This is a genomic window from Flavobacterium sp., assembly GCF_031423415.1.
Classification (GTDB): Bacteria; Bacteroidota; Bacteroidia; order Flavobacteriales; family Flavobacteriaceae; genus Flavobacterium.
Window position 1 is genome coordinate 1 of record NZ_JANPFL010000024.1, and the last position, 17,332, is coordinate 17,332.

Consider the following 17,332-nt stretch of genomic DNA (forward strand, 5'->3'; position numbering starts at 1 on the left):
AAATGCAAAGCTAATAATATCGAATTGAACCGTAAAGTTCTTGCCGATTTAGCGATGAATCACCCAGTAGCTTTCAAAGCCATACTTAATAAAGTAAAATAAACGTTTTATCAACTCAATTTAAGATTACTTACTTATAGAAAAATCCCAATTGAAAGATTGGGATTTTTTTTATTGCCAATAAAAATTTAGATAAGATTAATTTTCGATTACTATTTAAAGGATTCCTTTTACGAAATCCTTTTTTCTATATAGTTATCCTGAAAATTATCAATCCGAATACTCTAGTTAAAATAGAATCCCGCTGGAATAACACCTACTGTATATTGTTTTTCTAAAGTTCCAGTTATCGAATAAATATAAATCTTTCCATTGGAGCTGTAATCTCCAGCATCACCAACATAAATTTTATTATTATTTACTGCAAAACTATAAACTCCATAAACTCCTTGTGCCGTTGTCGAAAATAAAGGAGTCGTAGGTATTATTGTAGCCGATAAAGTTGATTTAAAAATAGCTGAATCTACAGTATAAAAAACATCTGAATTAATAATATCTAAATTGGATGGATGTGTTTTAGCTGGGAAATTTATTGTACTTGAAACAGTGTTATTCGACACATTTATTTTCACAAAACTGCCGACAGTCTCAGCTCCAGAATAACTTGGTTTTCCTCCACATATTACATACAACGAGGCATTCGATATTTCTAACGAATTTGGAACATCACCAACTTTTATGGTAGTTGATACAACATTTGTAGTTGCATTGATTACCGAAATTGTGCTTCCGAAGCCATAACCACCCTTATGTGCAACATACAATTTATTATTGTCAGCAATAATTTTTTCCGGACCTTCAGCTACAGCAATTTTAGTAGTTGAATAGTTTGAAAGATTTACTACAGCCACATAATCATCTGAAGGACTTCCACCATCACCCCAATTGGTAACAAACCCTTTTCCGTTAGAAAACGCAATATATCGCGGATTGCTTAATCCCGCAGAAATGGTCGCAACTTGTTTCATTGTATACCGATTTACCACTTCAATTTTATTGGAACCATTCAAAACGATAAAAGCTAAATCACCATTGAAACCTATATCTTGGCCTGTATCACCAAGAGTTATAGTTGGGTTTACTAGAGAAAAAATATTGTTTTGCTGCGTAACAAAATCATCTGATAAATAGGAAACTGAAGCATTTCCTTTACCAAAGCCTCCTTCATTCAAAATCAAAGCGCCATTATCATAGTTCCCTAAAGGAACATCATCGTTGTCGTTATCGTCTGTACAAGACCCGAAAAAAACTGCGCTAACTAAAGCTACTAAAACTAATTTACTGAATTTCATTGTATTAAAAATTAAAGGTTAAATTTATTGTGTAATTCCTACCTGGCATTGGTCTTATGGCAACACTTTGATAGTTTTTGTTAAAAATGTTACCCACATCAAAACCTAGTTGTAGGAGTTTCTTTTTGCCAAAATAATAATCGATTCCAACATTAGAAACCCAAAAATCATCCAGCGAATAATAGTTGTCCGAAGAGGTGAATACTTCTCCGTTGTATAAATATTGATAGTGAGCGCTAAAGTTTTCAAATGCATAAGCTAACGAAGCAGTGAATTTATGAAAGGGAACATAGATTAATTGTTTCTTTTTTACCTCATCCTCTGAAACTGTGTAGGCATAGGTTGCATTAAAATCAAATTGATTTTTACCTATTCGTTTGGTGTAATTTAATAAAACTTCTAGACCGTAAGTTGTTACTTCGGCGATATTATTTGGTCTCCAGTTCCCGCTAGAATCGGGTGACCACTGAATTAAATCTTGAATTTTTATATAATAATTGGTTATCGAAAAAGTAGTGTTTTTGAATCTAAAATCTTGACCAATCTCAGCTTGATAGGAACTTTCGGGTTTTAAATTGGTGTTGCCACTTCCTTGCCAATACAAATCGTTGAACGTGGGTATTCTAAAATTTCTTGAGCCGTTCAATTTTAATTTATAAAATTTAAATGGAGAATAATTACTACCTACAGAATACAAAACTGGACTGTCATAATTAGTTGTGATTTCTTTTCTAACCGCTATTTCATAGAGAAATTTCGAAAAAGGTTTGTGTTTAAAAAGTAAAATACCAGAACCTATTTGCCGTTTATCTTCGCCTATATCGCTTCCGGAGCCTGTAGTTTGAGTATAATCTAAAACAGAATTTAGTTCTATTTTTGAATTAATTTTATATGACAGATCATATCTGGTAGTAGCTGTTTTTGCCTCACCATAATTAAATATTGAGGTTGCAGCGTTTTCGAAATATTTATATTTTTCCGATAAAAAAGCTACTTTCAATTTAGAATTGAATTGACCATAACTTCCAACCCATTCTAGTAAATTTCGGGTGTTTAAATCAACGTACTTGCTTTTTGATGGTGCAGCAAGTGTTCCAGAAAAATGTCTATCGCCCTCGAATAAATAGCTGTAGAATTTCACAACATTTTTTGAATTAAATTTGTAACCAAAATCTACATTGAAACTACTGTTGTGAAATTGTCCGTTTTCATTACGTTTATCAGTACCTAAATACGCAAAATCATTGTCCGAACTATTGCGGGAAATACTGACTTGAGAACTCAATTTATCCGTTGCCACTTGCATTTTATAGTTTACACCAAGTGTGTTAAAACTACCATAATTGACTTGTACTGTATTATCGAATTTAGTTACAAAACTCAAATCACTGTTCAAATGGATGCTACCGCCAATGGCGCTACTGCCATAAATAGCACTTCCGCCACCAGCGCGAATTACTACTGAATTAAAATCTTTTGCCGAAATGGTATTGAAATCAGTCTGACCGTTCAATTGTGAATTGATATTTATTCCGTTCCAAATTACGGCAGTTTGCGAAGCATTCGTTCCTCTAAACGAAGGCGAAGAAACCATTCCAAGACCATTTTCTTTAAAATAAATAACTGAATTGTAATTGAGTAAACTTGTTAAAGAGGTTTTATTGTTTGCAATAACCGAATCTGTAAGCTTTAAAACCGACTGTGAATTAGAGAATTTTTTCAGTTGGGCATCAGTAATTAAAACTTCATCTAATTTGATAATAGAATCTTGTTGCGCCCAAATAAATTGGCACAACAATAGCAAACAAAAAACAAAGCAGTTTTTTAAAGTCATAACTTCTGAACCTTTTTTCCCGAAAGTTCGATATTCGTTAAGAAAAAAGGCAGGTCTCCTGGCTTGCGTCTTGTTGTTGACCTTCTCATTCCTAATTAAGGATTAAGGATTTTTCATTAAGGATTTTTTAATCCTAATTCCCAAATCACCAATTCCTAAATTATTGAACAATGGTTTTGTAGATAACAACAAGCTTTCTAGCTTACAGTTGCGGGTACAGCTCAGGATTTCTGATTTTTGATTTCTGATTTTTTATTTAAGATTTGTTACAATCTGAAAACTCCCATCCAAAATCTGCAATCGTTCACCTGATTCCCTTTTAATGCTGTTTCGAAAAACAAAACAGCAACCTCAATACGGCAGCAAATGTAATATAAATTTCAGCTATAATTATAAATATTGTCATATCTTTGATATGTATTAAATTTTAAAATTATGTCTAAACTATTGCTTATCGTAGTGTATTGTTTTTTTAATGTAATGTATAGTCAGCAAGTCATTGATTTACGGTTAGTTAAAGGGGAGACCGGTAGACCTGTGGTCAATAGTAACTTTGGAGTCACAAAATTATCTAATGATGACGGATTGAACGCGATTCTACAAACTAACAACGTAACGAGGTATGATTTTAAAGGAGGACATCCTTACAGTCTTTATGCAGATAAAATGATAGAAATAACTTGCAATTGCGACGAAAACAAATTGGTGAATGATTTAAATTTTTATTCAATGGTTGTTGATAAAGCGGTAGTTTCAAATTATGGTTCTTTTACAGATGCCCTGTTAGTGGGGATTTTGAAGGAGGGATTAGGTATTCCAATTGGAGTTCACAATTCAATTGTCACCACAAATGATGATGGATTAAATCAAATTTTTAGAGATTTTAAAGTATTCTATTATGACCGTTGGTGTACGACTTGCGGTAACTCTCCAATTATAGCAAAAGCTTATAGCGTTGTTTGTGATTGTGACAATAAAGAATTAAATATTGCTCTAAACAATTATAAAAGTGTCATAGAGATTAGTGAATATGCCTCAGCATTTTATTATCTTGGAAATGATAGTTTCTTTAATTCAATTGAAACTATTTATCCGAACCCATTTTCGACTAGTTTTACAATAAATACAACAGAAAATATTTTGGAATACTCCATTTTTGATGTTTCAGGAAAACAAATAATAAAAAGCAATTCTAAATCAGATTTAGATAAACAAACCTCCAAACTTGTTTCTGGCATATATTTCTTAAAACTTCAATTTGAAAATGGCAAAAACGGCAGTTATAAATTGATAAAAAAATAAAACCGATTTTTAAAACAGAATAAATATACCTTTGCACTTCTTTCAAAAGTGTATCTATGAAATCTATTTTTTTTCGTTTCGCCTTTTTTTTAGTTATAGTCTTCTTCATTGGATGCAAACAAAACGACAACATTTCTAAGATTAAAATTGCAACTTCACAAAACGAAATTCGATATGCCAAAGGTTTAGAAATCTACAAACACCACGGTTTTTCCATCCTAAAAATAACGAATCCTTGGCCAAATGCCGCAGCAAGTTTTACCTATATTCTTCAAGAAAAAAATGGAATAATACCAGATAGTTTAAAGCAATTTATAGTCATTCCGATTCCCATAAAATCGATTGTTGTGACTTCAACGACACACATTCCGGCTTTGGAATTATTGGGAGTCGAAAATACTTTGACTGGTTTTCCAAACACGGATTATATTTCTTCAGTTAAAACTAGAAAGCGAATTGACGCTGGAAAAGTTCGTGAAGTGGGAGTCAATGAAAATCTGAATACGGAAGTTTTAATCGATATGAAGCCGGATGTAATTGTTAGTTTTGGTTTAAATAATAGCAATCCAACCTTAGACAATCTTCAAAAAAGTGGTCTAAAAGTACTACTCAACGGCGATTGGACGGAACAATCTCCATTGGGAAAAGCCGAATGGATTAAGTTTTTTGGTGCATTGTATGGATTGGATTCCAAGGCAGATGCCATCTTTACGGAAATTGAAAAAGAATACAATACTACTTTGGCTCTAGCCCAAAAAGCAACAGCTAAACCTTCTGTTCTTTGTGGTGCAATGTACCAAGAACAATGGTATGTTCCGCAAGGCGAGAGTTGGGCTTCGCTGTTTTTAAAAGACGCTCAATCTAATTATTTATGGGCCGACACCAAAGGAAATGGTAGTTTGGCTGTGCCTTTTGAAACCATTTTAGAAAAAGCAAAAAATGCCGATTTCTGGATTGCTCCAGGCGATTTTTCATCTTTGAAACAAATGAGTGATAGCAATCCGCATTACAATCAGTTTACCGCATTTAAAAATAAAAAAGTATATTCGTATGCCGTAAACAAAGGAGCGAAAGGAGGAATCCTTTATTTCGAATGGTCTCCCACACGTCCAGACTGGGTTTTGAAAGATTTGATTAAAATTTTTCATCCGGAATTATTGCCAAATCATAAACTTTTTTTCTTTCAGAAATTAGAATAAATTGACCAATACCAATCGTAATATTACTTTATTCTCCATTTTGACAGTGTCATTAGCTTTGCTATTGCTATTGAATATCAGCTTGGGTTCAGTTTCTATTCCATTAAAAGACGTTTTCAATAGCCTTGCCGGAGGAAATTCAAGCAAAGAAACCTGGGATTATATTATCCTCAATTATAGATTGTCGAAAGCTATTGCTGCCATTCTTGTTGGAATGGGATTGTCCATCAGTGGATTATTAATGCAAACTTTGTTTCGAAATCCATTGGCTGGACCTGATGTTTTGGGATTAAGTTCTGGGGCAAGTTTAGGTGTGGCAACAATTGTTTTGGGCGCTGCTTTTTTGCCTAATGGCTTGTCTTCTATTTTACTTTCTTCTTATGGAATTGTTGTGGCTTCAAGCTTCGGGAGTTTTTTAGTTTTGTTGGCGGTTTTAGCCGTATCTCAGCGATTGCGCGATACAATGGCAATCTTGATTGTCGGCTTGATGTTTGCTAGTTTAACTAGTGCTATTATTGGTTCACTCACTTATTTCAGCACGGCCGAACAATTGCAAAAATTCACTTTTTGGTCCATGGGAAATCTGGGAAATTTGTCTTGGTCGTCGATTGTAGTTTTATCCGTTTGTGTTGCAATTGGTTTGCTTTTAAGCCTTGTCAGTATCAAACCTTTGAATTCTTTGCTTTTGGGCGAAAACTATGCTCGAAGTCTGGGAATGAATTATAAAAGAACCCGATTAATTATCATTTTTGCCACCAGTATTTTGGCGGGAAGTATCACTGCTTATGCTGGACCAATTGCCTTTATTGGATTGGCTGTACCACATATTGCCAAGTTGCTTTTTCAAACCAGTAATCACACTATTTTATTCTGGAGTACTTTACTTTTAGGTGCAATAATTATGTTAATTTGTGACAGTATTTCACAACTTCCGGGCAGCGATTTAACCTTGCCAATTAATGCTGTGACATCAATTTTTGGGGCACCAATCGTAATTTGGTTGTTAATTCGAAAACGTAAAATGATGAACTAATATTTATTTTAAACACATAGAAACATAGTTTTTCTAGTTTTTTGAAAGATGTTGATAGAAACAAAATCTTCGATTTTTCATAGTTTGAAAGTTAATTGAAAAATAAATTAAGCTTATTTACTTTAAAGAATAAAATATGATAACACAAAAATATTTAGATGATTTAACGTATGAAGTTATTGGTTCTGCTATTGAAGTTCATAAAATAATGGGAAGAGGATTGCTATAAAGTGTTTATAATCAATGCATAAAAGAAGAATTAGCGCAAAGAAAAATTAACTTTTCTACAGAGATGAAAGTTCCTCTAGTTTATAAAATCAAAGAACTCAAAGTAGATTTTAAATGTGATTTATTTATAGAAAATTGTTTGGTTGTAGAATTGAAGTCCGTAATACAACCAAATCCCATATTTGAAGCTCAACTTTTGACCTATATGAAACTTTTAAAAGCACCTAAAGGTATTTTGATTAATTTTAATTGTTTTAATATTTTTAAAGACGGTCAGAAAACTTTTGTAAACGAATATTTTAAAAACTTACCCGAAAAGTAAACTCTTTTTCTATGTTTGAAACGAGTTTCAACTATAAACTCTTTTACATATTCCAAAAAAAACTATGTTTCTATGCGTTTAAAATCTTAGCTTGTAAATAAAAAATGAGTAATAAAAACATACTTTCGACTTCAAATTTAAGCATTGGCTACAAAGCTAAAACCTCGTCAGTAACTATTGCCGAAAATCTCAATTTGAATTTTTGTGAAGGAAAATTAATTGCCTTAATCGGTGCCAATGGTATCGGGAAATCAACGTTTTTAAGAACTATTACTGGAATCCAGAAACCTCTTTCTGGAACCGTTTTATTGAATGAAAAGAACATTCACGAACTCAATGATTTAACTTTGGCACAAAATTTAAGTGTTGTTTTGACTGAGAAATTACCGCCAAGTAATTTGACTGTTTGGGAACTTATCGCCTTGGGAAGACAACCTTATACCAACTGGATTGGAACATTAACCGAAAATGATATTGCAAAAATAAACGAAGCCATTGAACTGACACAAATTGGTCATTTGATATCCAAAAGACATTACGAAATCAGCGATGGACAGTTGCAAATCGTTTTGATTGCAAGAGCGTTGGCACAAGACACTCCGTTAATTATTTTAGATGAACCCACAACCCACTTGGACTTATTGCATAAAGTGGTGCTTTTTAAACTTCTAAAAAAACTCACGCAAGAAACCGGAAAGTGTATTCTGTTTTCGACTCACGATATTGATATGGCAATACAATTAAGCGACGAAATGATTATTATGACTCCCGAAAACACGGTTCAAGACCAACCTTGCAATTTAATTATGAAAGGAAGTTTCAACAACTTGTTCAAAGACGAACATATAGTTTTTGATAGTGAAAAAGGGAAGTTTGTGATTTCTTAATATTCAATTGAATAGCCTTAAAAATAAATTTTGTGGCGTACTAACGAATCAGAAATAGCGACAGACAAAAAGGGATAAAACCAGCTTTAAATCAAAATTATTTTTTTATTTCTTATTTTTTTGATAAGTATTTAGTAATTCTTGAGCTGCGACAAATGGAGATATTTCATTGTTTTGTACTGATTTTTTAGCTAATTCAAGAAGTTTTTGGATTTCAGGATGGTTGTAAAAATTAGTTTTCAATTGTTCGTTAATGGTTTCCAACATCCAATATTGATTTTGCTCGTTTCGTTTTTCAAAGAAATAATTATTCGTTTTTGTTAGAGTTAGAAACTTCTCAATTGTGACCCAAACTTCCGCAATTCCGTCCTGAGTCAAGGAACTACAAGTTGAAGTTTGTGGTGTCCAACCTGATTTTTTGGCAGGAAATAAATGCAGAGCACGATTGAATTCGGCTTTTGTCAAATGTGCTTTCTTGATATTATCGCCATCGGCTTTGTTGATAATGATAGCATCGGTCATTTCCATAATGCCACGTTTGATGCCTTGCAATTCGTCGCCTGCACCAGAAATCTTCAATAGTAAAAAGAAATCGACCATGCTATGAACTGCTATTTCACTTTGCCCAACGCCCACAGTTTCAATGAGAATGGTGTCAAATGCGGCCGCTTCGCAGAGGGTGATGGTTTCTCTGGTTTTTCGCGCAACACCACCTAAAGTTTCTCCTGATGCCGAAGGTCTAATGTAGGCATTCGGGTCTTTTACCAATTCTTCCATTCGGGTTTTGTCGCCTAAAATACTTCCGCGTGATATACTACTGCTAGGATCAACGGCTAAAACAGCTACTTTTTTTCCTAAAGAAGTCAAATGTTTACCAAAAGCTTCGATAAAAGTACTTTTTCCAACACCAGGCACACCTGTAATTCCTATTCTTACCGATTTGTTGGCAAAGGGTAAACAAGCATTTATAATTTCATTGGCTCGTGCCAAATGGTCGGGATTAGTACTTTCGACCAAAGTAATGGCTCTGCTTAAATCAGCAATATTTCCAGATAGAATTCCGTCAATTAATACTTTTGATGAAAGTTGTATTTTTCTGGATTTTTGAATTTGTTCTGCAACATTTAGATTGATAATTTCGGGCGGCGAAATTCCATCTTTTTCTAGTAGTGCTGAATGTTTTGTCTTCTTGTTTTCCAAAACTTATAATCGTTTGAGTAAAATTAGTAAAATTTAACTATACCTTCGACTTAATTCTATCCAACGAGATTATTTATTTTGGCATATTGCAATAAAATAATGGTTTTAGCATCTTTTATATCGCCAGTTGCAATCATATTGTACGCTTGTGCGAAAGTCATTTCAATTACTTCTATTTCTTCCTGTTCGTGTTCTAATCCTCCGCCTTCGTTTACCTTCATCGTAGCATCATATTCGCCAATGAATAGATGTAAAATTTCGGTTACGGCTCCGGGTGAAACAAAAGTTTCCAGAATTTTTTTAACTGATTTTATGCGATAACCTGTTTCTTCTTCGGTTTCCCGAATGATGCATTGTTCAGGATGATCTTGATCGAGAAGACCTGCACAAACTTCTATCATCATACCTGTTTCATCACCATTGAGGTAAGCTGGAAGTCTAAATTGTCGGGTAAGAATAATTGTTTTTTGTGACCGATTATAGAGTAAAATTCCGGCTCCATTTCCTCGATCATACACTTCTCTTTTTTGGGTAATCCAAACACCATCTTTACGTAAAAAGTCGAAAGTAACCTTATTTAAAATGTACCAATTGTCAGAAAGCAACTCGGTTTGTTTTATTTTTATTTTTGGGTTGTTCATTTGGTGTGATTGTTATAAAAAAACGTCCCGATAAATCGAGACGTTCAGTATTTTTATTTTAGAATGGTTTGCTTTCTGTCTGGTCCAACGGAAACAATCTTTATAGGAACTTCAACAGCCGCTTCTATAAATTCGATGTATTTCTTTAACTCTATTGGTAATTGGTCGTAAGAGGTCATTTCTGTTAAATCAGCCTGCCACCCTTTCAATTCTTTATAAATTGGAGTTACGTTTTCGGTTGCAATATTATAAGGAAAATGAGAAATCGCTTTGCCTTTGTAATTATAGTGTGTACACACTTTTAGGGTAGGAAATCCCGAAAGAATATCGCCTTTCATCATCATCAATTGGGTTACTCCATTGATTTGAACAGCATATTTTAGAGCTACTAAATCCAACCATCCGCAACGGCGTTTTCTGCCAGTAACAGAGCCATATTCATTTCCAACTCTAGCCATTGTTTCTCCATCCTCGTCAAAAAGTTCTGTTGGGAATGGGCCACTTCCTACTCGAGTTACATAAGCTTTAAATATTCCGTATACTTCTTTTATTTTGTTTGGAGCAATTCCTAAACCTGTACAAGCGCCAGCAGCAGTTGTATTGGATGAAGTTACATAAGGATAAGTTCCAAAATCTACATCCAATAATGATCCTTGAGCACCTTCACACAAAATTGATTTTCCAGCTCTCTGCGCTTGGTTGATATATTCTTCGCTGTCAATAAATTCGATTTGTTTTAATTCCTCGATGGCCTCGAAGAATTCTTTTTCCATTTCTTCTAAATTATATTCAACATCAACATCGTAGAATTTGATCATTTCTTCGTGCTTGTTTGCTAATGCGCGGTATCTTTCATTGAAATCCTCTAATTCAATATCGCCCACGCGGATTCCGTTTCTTCCGGTTTTGTCCATATAAGTTGGACCAATTCCTTTGAGTGTAGAACCAATTTTTGCTTTTCCTTTTGATGCTTCAGAAGCCGCATCAAGCAAACGGTGAGTGGGTAAAATTAAATGCGCTTTTCTTGAAATGATTAATTTGGATTTGATATCCATATTAAATTTAGCCAATCCTTCAATTTCTTTTTGAAAAACAACGGGGTCAATAACTACACCATTTCCAATTATGTTTATGGCGGTTTTATGAAAAATTCCAGAAGGAATAGTTCTCAAAACGTGTTTAATTCCGTCAAATTCTAATGTGTGTCCCGCATTTGGACCACCTTGAAAGCGAGCTATGATGTCGTATTTAGAAGTAAGTACATCAACAATTTTTCCTTTTCCTTCGTCTCCCCATTGTAATCCTAATAATAAATCTGCGGTCATTCCTTTTGTAGTTTGTAGTTAGTTTGTTATTTCTTTATTTCGTTTTGTTCCGTATAAATACAATGAGTGATGTGTAATTTCAATATCGAATATTTCTTCAATTGTTTTTTTGATGGTTTGAATTCGTGGGTCGCAAAACTCGATTACTTCGCCAGTATCAGTCATTATAACGTGATCATGTTGCTTATCGAAATACGATTTTTCGTAATGTGCTTGATTTTGTCCAAATTGGTGTTTCCGAACTAGACCTGATTCTAATAAAAGTTCAATGGTGTTATAAAGAGTGGCTCGACTTACGCGATAGTTTTTATTTTTCATTTTGATGTATAGATTTTCTATATCAAAATGTTCCTCACAGTCATATATTTCTTGTAGTATAGCATATCGCTCAGGCGTTTTGCGATGTCCTTTGTTCTCAAGATACTTCGTAAAAACATTTTTTACAATTTCTTGATTACTGTTATTATTAACTGAAATTTGTGTCATATCTTGCAAAGATAAATTATATTTTCTAGTTTAGAAGTTTAAGCGTTTAAAAGTTTAGCTAGTAAATGAATAACCGTCATAACTTATAAAAATTTCTTAATTTTTATATTCGCGTGTCACTTTATCCACACCATCTATTTGTTTGATATTATCAATTAATTTTTTTAAAATATTGTTATTTTGAACAATTACGGCAATTTGTCCGTTAAAAATTCCCGCCTCGCCACTCAAAGAAATGCTTTGAATATTTACATTCATATTATCCGAAATCACTTTCGTAAGTTTGTTTGTGAGCCCAATAGTATCCATGCCAGTAATGTGTAAAATGGCCTTGAATTCTTGTTGCGAAGAGTCAATCCATTTGGCTTGCATAATGCGATAGGCATAGTTCGATTGAAGACTTATTGAATTTGGGCAATCTCTTTTGTGCACTTTAATTCCTTCATTTATAGTGATAAAACCAAAAACTTCGTCGCCTGGAATAGGATTGCAGCACGTTGATAATTTATAATCCAATTTATCTTGGTCTGCGCCAAAAACCAACATATCATAATTACTATGCAGCACTTGTTTGTGAATATCTTCACTTGCAGTACTGGCTGACCGTTTAATTTTGTTTTTGAAAAAATTAATAAAAGTATTGCTTTTCTGAGAGGCGTAATCCTTTAATTGATGATTTTCGATGGCTCCAACACCTACACGATAAAACAAATCTAGACTTGTTTTTAATTTGAAGAAATTCACTAACTCGTTCACGACCGATTCGCTCAAAGTAATTTTTAAGTGTTTTAGTTTTCGAACGAGTATTTCTTTTCCTTCTTCGGCAATTTTTTTAGTGTTTTCGTTTAGAACGTTTTTAATTTTATTTTTTGCTCTCGAAGTGGTTACATAATCCAGCCAGTTAATCGTTGGTTTTTGGTATTGCGAGGTGATAATTTCTATTTGATCGCCACTTTTTAATTCGTGATTCAAAGGAACTAATTTGCCGTTGACACGTGTTCCTCTCGTCCGAATTCCCACTTCGGAGTGAATACTAAAAGCAAAATCAAGTGAAGTCGCACCTTTTGGCAATGATTTTATTTCTCCTTTTGGAGTAAAAACAAAGATTTCTTTTGAATATAAATTCATTTTGAAATCTTCAACAAAATCTACTGCATTCGTTTCCGGATTTTCTAAGGCTTCTTTTAGCAGATTGAGCCAAATGTCTAATCCACTTTCTTCAGAACCTCCTTGTTTGTATTTGTAATGCGCTGCATATCCTTTTTCAGCAATTTCATCCATTCGTTCGCTTCGAACTTGTACTTCGACCCAGCGTCCTTTTGGTCCCATTACTGTAATGTGCAGTGCTTCGTAGCCTGTCGTTTTTGGTGATGATATCCAGTCTCTTAAACGACTAGGGCTTGGTCTATAATAATCTGTAACAATAGAATAGATCTTCCAAGCTAAGAATTTTTCTTCGTGAGGGGATGATTGGTAAACAATTCGCAAGGCGAATTTGTCATAAACTTCATCAAAACTTACACCTTGAGCTTTCATTTTTCTATAAATAGAGTAGATAGATTTTGGTCTTCCCTTGATGATGTAATCTAGTTTTTCTTCGTCTAATGCTTTTGTTAGAATATCAGAAATATCTTTTATATAGGCGTCTTGCTCCTCTTTGGTTTCCTTTATTTTACTTACAATGTCTTTGTAAATAATTGGTTCGGTATATTTTAGTCCTAAATCTTCTAGCTTATTTTTTATTTTATATAGTCCTAATCGATGGGCTAGTGGTGCGTATATATATAAGGTTTCGGAAGCAATTTTTATCTGCTTCTGGTCTTCCATATTATCCAAAGTTTGCATGTTGTGCAATCTATCGGCTATTTTTATCAGAATTACTCGTACATCATCATTAAGAGTAAAAAGCATTTTTCGAAAATTTTCGGCTTGCATCGATACATTCATTTCCTTTTGAACAATCGAAATTTTAGTCAAGCCCTCTACTAGTTGGGCTACTTTTGAACCGAACATTTTTTCGATATCTTCAATTGTTATAGGAGTATCTTCGACCACATCATGGAGTAATGAAGCGGCAATGGCAGTGGCTCCTAATCCTATTTCCGAAGCCACAATTTTGGCCACGGCAATAGGATGGAAAAAGTAAGCTTCTCCAGATTTTCTGCGCTGATCTTTGTGCGCATCCATAGCAACGTCAAATGCTTTGCGAATGAGTTTTTTGTCTTCGGGAGTTAAAGTTTGGTAACTTATCCGGAGTAACTCTTTGTATTCGTGAGCAATTGCTTTGTTTTCCTTTTCAAAATCTATTTCTAACATTATTGTATTAATTGATTTTTTAAAAATACGAAATTTTTATTACAAATAGTAAGCAAGGATTTAAAGAAAGTTTAAAGGATTGAATTTTTATTTTTCTTTTTTCATATATACTTTCAACTGCAAGGATTTTTTCTTGATATCTCAACAAAATGATTGCAAATGAAAAAGTAATATTCTAAAGAATTTTAAATTTGTTTCAAACTATTACTATTAAAAACTTTCAGTTTTCTCTATTAATGCTGTTCTAGATTAATTATATTATTATTTTGAAGCAAATAACTATATATAAAACATAGCATTGCTAGGTAATTTATCTAGCAATGCTATGTTTTATATGTAAACAAGTATGTATTTTATCTAGAAATGCTATTTTTTATGTAAATAAAAATATGTATTTTACATAGCAATGCTATTTTTTATGTTTATACAAGTATGTATTTTATCTAGCAATGCTATGTTTTATGTAAATAAAAATATGTATTTTACCTAGCAATGCTATTTTTTATGTATATACAAGTATGTATTTTACATAGCAATGCTATGTTTTATGTATATAAAAGTATGTATTTTACCTAGTAATACAACCATTTATATATACATATTAGGGTAAATACTCAGATTTGTGAGCCTTTTTAAAAGTTTCTCTTGGAGGTGATGTCAAAAGCTATTCTCTTACTCTAACAAAATCCAAATCTTGAAAATCATAACTAAAGTCTGTTAAATCTGAAATGGGTTTCATTTTTAGTCCAATTGATTCTCCATTTTCATCCACTTCAAATAGCAAAAATGCATCAGCATTGAAACTTCGAGTATTCCATTTTACGGTAAATGCACGGTCTTTGTAGAAGAAAACTTCGCCGGCTAGTTGCGGAGAACGAATAGATTTAAAAAACAATTTTCCTTTCTTTTCGTAAAGTTCAATTTGGCCAAACCAATTATCAACATACAAACCTGTGTATTTTTTATTATCGATTTTCAGTTTGTCTTTCAAGTTTTTGGTAACGGTAGCCCAAACTTCTGTGGTGGTTTTATCAGCATCGGCAATGTTGTCCTTTTCCCGTTTGCTATAAATTTCCACATAATTAGTGTACGGAATATCGAGATAACTGTCTTTAATTGTATTGGTAATGGCTGTAAAAGCTGCTCCTGATTGCTGATTGGTCAGCACCACAATTCCTAAATTGAGTTCTGGAAACAAAGTGGTTTGAGTCACAATTCCTTCGAGTCCTCCTGTGTGTGTTACTTGTTTGTAGCCTTTGACATCACTTAAAAACCAACCCAATCCATAACCGCTAAAGTGCGTATTATAAGGTGGTCTTGTGTTGGCAGGAATGATGGTTTGCATTTGCCACATTTCGTTTTGTTGTTTTGTAGAAAATAATTGATATTGTTTTTCCGAACCGTATTTTCCGTTTTGCAATTGCAAAATCATCCATTTGCTTAAATCGTTTACACTCGAATAAATTCCTGCTGCCGCATCGAACGCTTGATTTTTATAACGTGAAATTATTTTAAGTTTCCCGTCCGTTGGAACGTGAGGAGCAATAATATTGGTAGAGTCTTTTAGCCGAACAAAAGAAGCGGCACTATTATTCATTTCCAAAGGTTTCATAATGCGTTCTTCGATGAAATCACACCAAGATTTTCCACTTACTTTTGCAATTACTTCGCCAGCCACGATATACAATAAATTGTCGTAATCGTATTTGGTTCTAAAAGCAGAAACAGGTTTTAAATACTGTAAGTTACGAATAATATCAGTCGCTTTGAAGTCGCTTCCGTCTGGCCAAATCATCAAATCGCCACCGCCAAGACCTAATCCGCTGCGGTGTGTCACTAAATCCCGAATGGTAAATTCAGTGGTTACATAGTCGTTGTACATTTTGAAATCAGGAAGATAGTCTATCACTTTATCATCCCAATTCATTTTTTTTTCATCGACTAACATCGCCAAAGCAGCAGTGGTAAAAGCTTTGCTATTAGAGGCAATTCCGAACAAGGTATTATCATCTACTTTTTCTTTAGTCAGTATAGATTTCACTCCGTAACCTTAAGAAAGCACTACTTTTCCGTCTTTAACAATCGCCACGGCAATTCCGGGAACGTTAAAACTTTTTAGGGTATTTTCGACTAATTCGTCAACTTGTTTCTCGCTTATTTGTGCGTTTGCATCGAAACATAATAAAATCAGTATGGCAATTATTAACTTGTAATTCATAATTCGTAATTTTTTAATTCGTAATTTAATTTAAAAACCTCTCTGTCTTTTGGCTTCAAATATTAATATTGCTGCAGCAACCGAAACATTCATACTGTCGATTTCTCCTTGCATCGGGATGATGATGTTTTGTGTGGCGGCATCTCGCCATTCTTGAGTCAATCCAGTGGCTTCTGTACCTACAACCAATGCCGTTGGCGTTGTGTAATCTTGGGTATGATAGGAAGTCGAGTTCTGTAAAGTGGCGCAATAAATGTCAATTTTTTGCTCTTTTAAAAAAGCAATAATTTCGGTTGTAGTTCCTGTTGCAATTTGGTTAGTAAATAAACAACCTACGCTGGAGCGAACAATATTGGGATTGTATAAATCACTTTTGGGATTAGCAATAATCACCGCATCCAAATGCGCAGCATCGGAAGTTCGCAGTAAAGCGCCAATGTTCCCCGGTTTTTCAGGAGCTTCAGCGACAAGAATTAATGGATTTTTGGATAATTTTAAATCCGATAATTGCAAGGATTTGGTTTTGGCTACAGCCAAAATGCCTTCGGTGGTATCGCGATACGCCAGTTTTTGATAAACGTCTTTCGAGATTTCTATTAAATCAGCAGTTTTAGAAAGTTTATTCACATCCGTTTCCGAGAGTAATTCGGGTAAAAACAAAATCGTTTCCATTTCGTAACCGCCTTTCATCGCGATTTCAATTTCTCTTTTGCCTTCAATCAAAAAAGTACCCGATTGTTTTCGGGCTTTGGCTTTTTCTTGTAAAAGCAGCAAGGATTTTATAAATGGGTTTTGAACCGAAGCAATTTGTTTCATTTTTTGAACTGAAAAGTTTGAAGAAACAAAGTTACCACCTTTTTGTAAATTCCAATCTTCAAATTCCAAATTCCAAAAATCTTCAATCTACTATTCTTGCTATTTGTCACGCTGGAAGCGTCTCAGTCATTTTGCTCTTGTGCTTTGAGACGCTTCCAGCGTGACAAAGGGAG

At 33.8% G+C, this 17,332-nt stretch carries 14 protein-coding genes, 2 pseudogenes and 1 riboswitch; of the genes and pseudogenes, 6 read left to right on the forward strand and 10 right to left on the reverse strand.

What is annotated here, in order from left to right; translation table 11 throughout:
* Window positions 1–102: pseudogene (locus RMO83_RS02895) on the forward strand (50S ribosomal protein L20); the annotation flags it as partial.
* 182 nt (window positions 103–284) lie between these two features.
* Here the strand turns inward: RMO83_RS02895 and RMO83_RS02900 are convergent.
* Together RMO83_RS02900 and RMO83_RS02905 are read right to left on the reverse strand one after the other, a co-directional pair.
* On the reverse strand, window positions 285–1,352 hold the full coding sequence (locus RMO83_RS02900; RefSeq protein WP_310558171.1) for a DUF5074 domain-containing protein: 1,068 nt from the start codon (window positions 1,350–1,352) through the stop codon (window positions 285–287).
* A gap of 4 nt (window positions 1,353–1,356) precedes the next feature.
* Window positions 1,357–3,186, reverse strand: a complete 1,830-nt coding sequence (locus RMO83_RS02905) for a TonB-dependent receptor domain-containing protein (RefSeq protein ID WP_310558172.1) — start codon at window positions 3,184–3,186, stop codon at window positions 1,357–1,359.
* 30 nt (window positions 3,187–3,216) lie between these two features.
* A riboswitch (cobalamin riboswitch) is annotated at window positions 3,217–3,555 on the reverse strand.
* Window positions 3,556–3,621: 66 nt separating this feature from the next.
* Between RMO83_RS02905 and RMO83_RS02910 the strand changes: the two genes are divergently transcribed.
* From RMO83_RS02910 to RMO83_RS02930, 5 genes and pseudogenes are all read left to right on the forward strand, one after another.
* Window positions 3,622–4,488 carry a T9SS type A sorting domain-containing protein gene (locus tag RMO83_RS02910; RefSeq protein ID WP_310558173.1) on the forward strand — a complete coding sequence of 289 codons (867 nt, stop codon included), beginning with the start codon at window positions 3,622–3,624 and terminating at the stop codon, window positions 4,486–4,488.
* 56 nt (window positions 4,489–4,544) lie between these two features.
* Window positions 4,545–5,687 carry an ABC transporter substrate-binding protein gene (locus RMO83_RS02915; protein WP_310558174.1) on the forward strand — a complete coding sequence of 381 codons (1,143 nt, stop codon included), beginning with the start codon at window positions 4,545–4,547 and terminating at the stop codon, window positions 5,685–5,687.
* A gap of 1 nt (window position 5,688) precedes the next feature.
* A complete protein-coding gene (locus RMO83_RS02920; RefSeq protein ID WP_310558175.1) occupies window positions 5,689–6,720 on the forward strand; it encodes an iron ABC transporter permease in 1,032 nt (343 codons plus the stop codon).
* A gap of 241 nt (window positions 6,721–6,961) precedes the next feature.
* A pseudogene (locus tag RMO83_RS02925) lies at window positions 6,962–7,270 on the forward strand (GxxExxY protein); the annotation flags it as partial.
* 104 nt (window positions 7,271–7,374) lie between these two features.
* Window positions 7,375–8,157 (forward strand): ABC transporter ATP-binding protein, encoded by a 783-nt coding sequence (locus tag RMO83_RS02930; RefSeq protein ID WP_310558176.1) that lies wholly within the window; start codon window positions 7,375–7,377, stop codon window positions 8,155–8,157.
* A 105-nt stretch (window positions 8,158–8,262) separates the two neighbouring features.
* On the opposite strand, the gene meaB is transcribed toward RMO83_RS02930, so the two are convergent.
* The 8 genes from meaB to RMO83_RS02970 form a co-directional block, all read right to left on the reverse strand.
* Window positions 8,263–9,357 (reverse strand): methylmalonyl Co-A mutase-associated GTPase MeaB, encoded by a 1,095-nt coding sequence (gene meaB / locus RMO83_RS02935; RefSeq protein ID WP_310558177.1) that lies wholly within the window; start codon window positions 9,355–9,357, stop codon window positions 8,263–8,265.
* A gap of 56 nt (window positions 9,358–9,413) precedes the next feature.
* The gene (gene nudK / locus RMO83_RS02940) at window positions 9,414–9,998 is read right to left on the reverse strand and encodes a GDP-mannose pyrophosphatase NudK (RefSeq protein ID WP_310558178.1); all 585 of its coding nucleotides are present in this window, start codon (window positions 9,996–9,998) and stop codon (window positions 9,414–9,416) included.
* Between the two features lie 53 nt (window positions 9,999–10,051).
* Window positions 10,052–11,323: an adenylosuccinate synthase gene (locus tag RMO83_RS02945; protein ID WP_310558179.1), complete on the reverse strand. Its 1,272-nt coding sequence runs from the start codon at window positions 11,321–11,323 to the stop codon at window positions 10,052–10,054.
* Between the two features lie 18 nt (window positions 11,324–11,341).
* A complete protein-coding gene (locus RMO83_RS02950; protein WP_310558180.1) occupies window positions 11,342–11,809 on the reverse strand; it encodes a transcriptional repressor in 468 nt (155 codons plus the stop codon).
* Window positions 11,810–11,905: 96 nt separating this feature from the next.
* A complete protein-coding gene (locus tag RMO83_RS02955) occupies window positions 11,906–14,125 on the reverse strand; it encodes a RelA/SpoT family protein (RefSeq protein WP_310558181.1) in 2,220 nt (739 codons plus the stop codon).
* Between the two features lie 664 nt (window positions 14,126–14,789).
* Window positions 14,790–16,166 carry a serine hydrolase gene (locus RMO83_RS02960; RefSeq protein ID WP_310558182.1) on the reverse strand — a complete coding sequence of 459 codons (1,377 nt, stop codon included), beginning with the start codon at window positions 16,164–16,166 and terminating at the stop codon, window positions 14,790–14,792.
* A gap of 9 nt (window positions 16,167–16,175) precedes the next feature.
* Window positions 16,176–16,343, reverse strand: coding sequence for a hypothetical protein (locus RMO83_RS02965; protein ID WP_310558183.1), 168 nt, complete (start codon window positions 16,341–16,343; stop codon window positions 16,176–16,178).
* A gap of 30 nt (window positions 16,344–16,373) precedes the next feature.
* Window positions 16,374–17,159: an RNA methyltransferase gene (locus RMO83_RS02970; protein ID WP_310558184.1), complete on the reverse strand. Its 786-nt coding sequence runs from the start codon at window positions 17,157–17,159 to the stop codon at window positions 16,374–16,376.
* Window positions 17,160–17,332 lie beyond the last annotated feature (173 nt).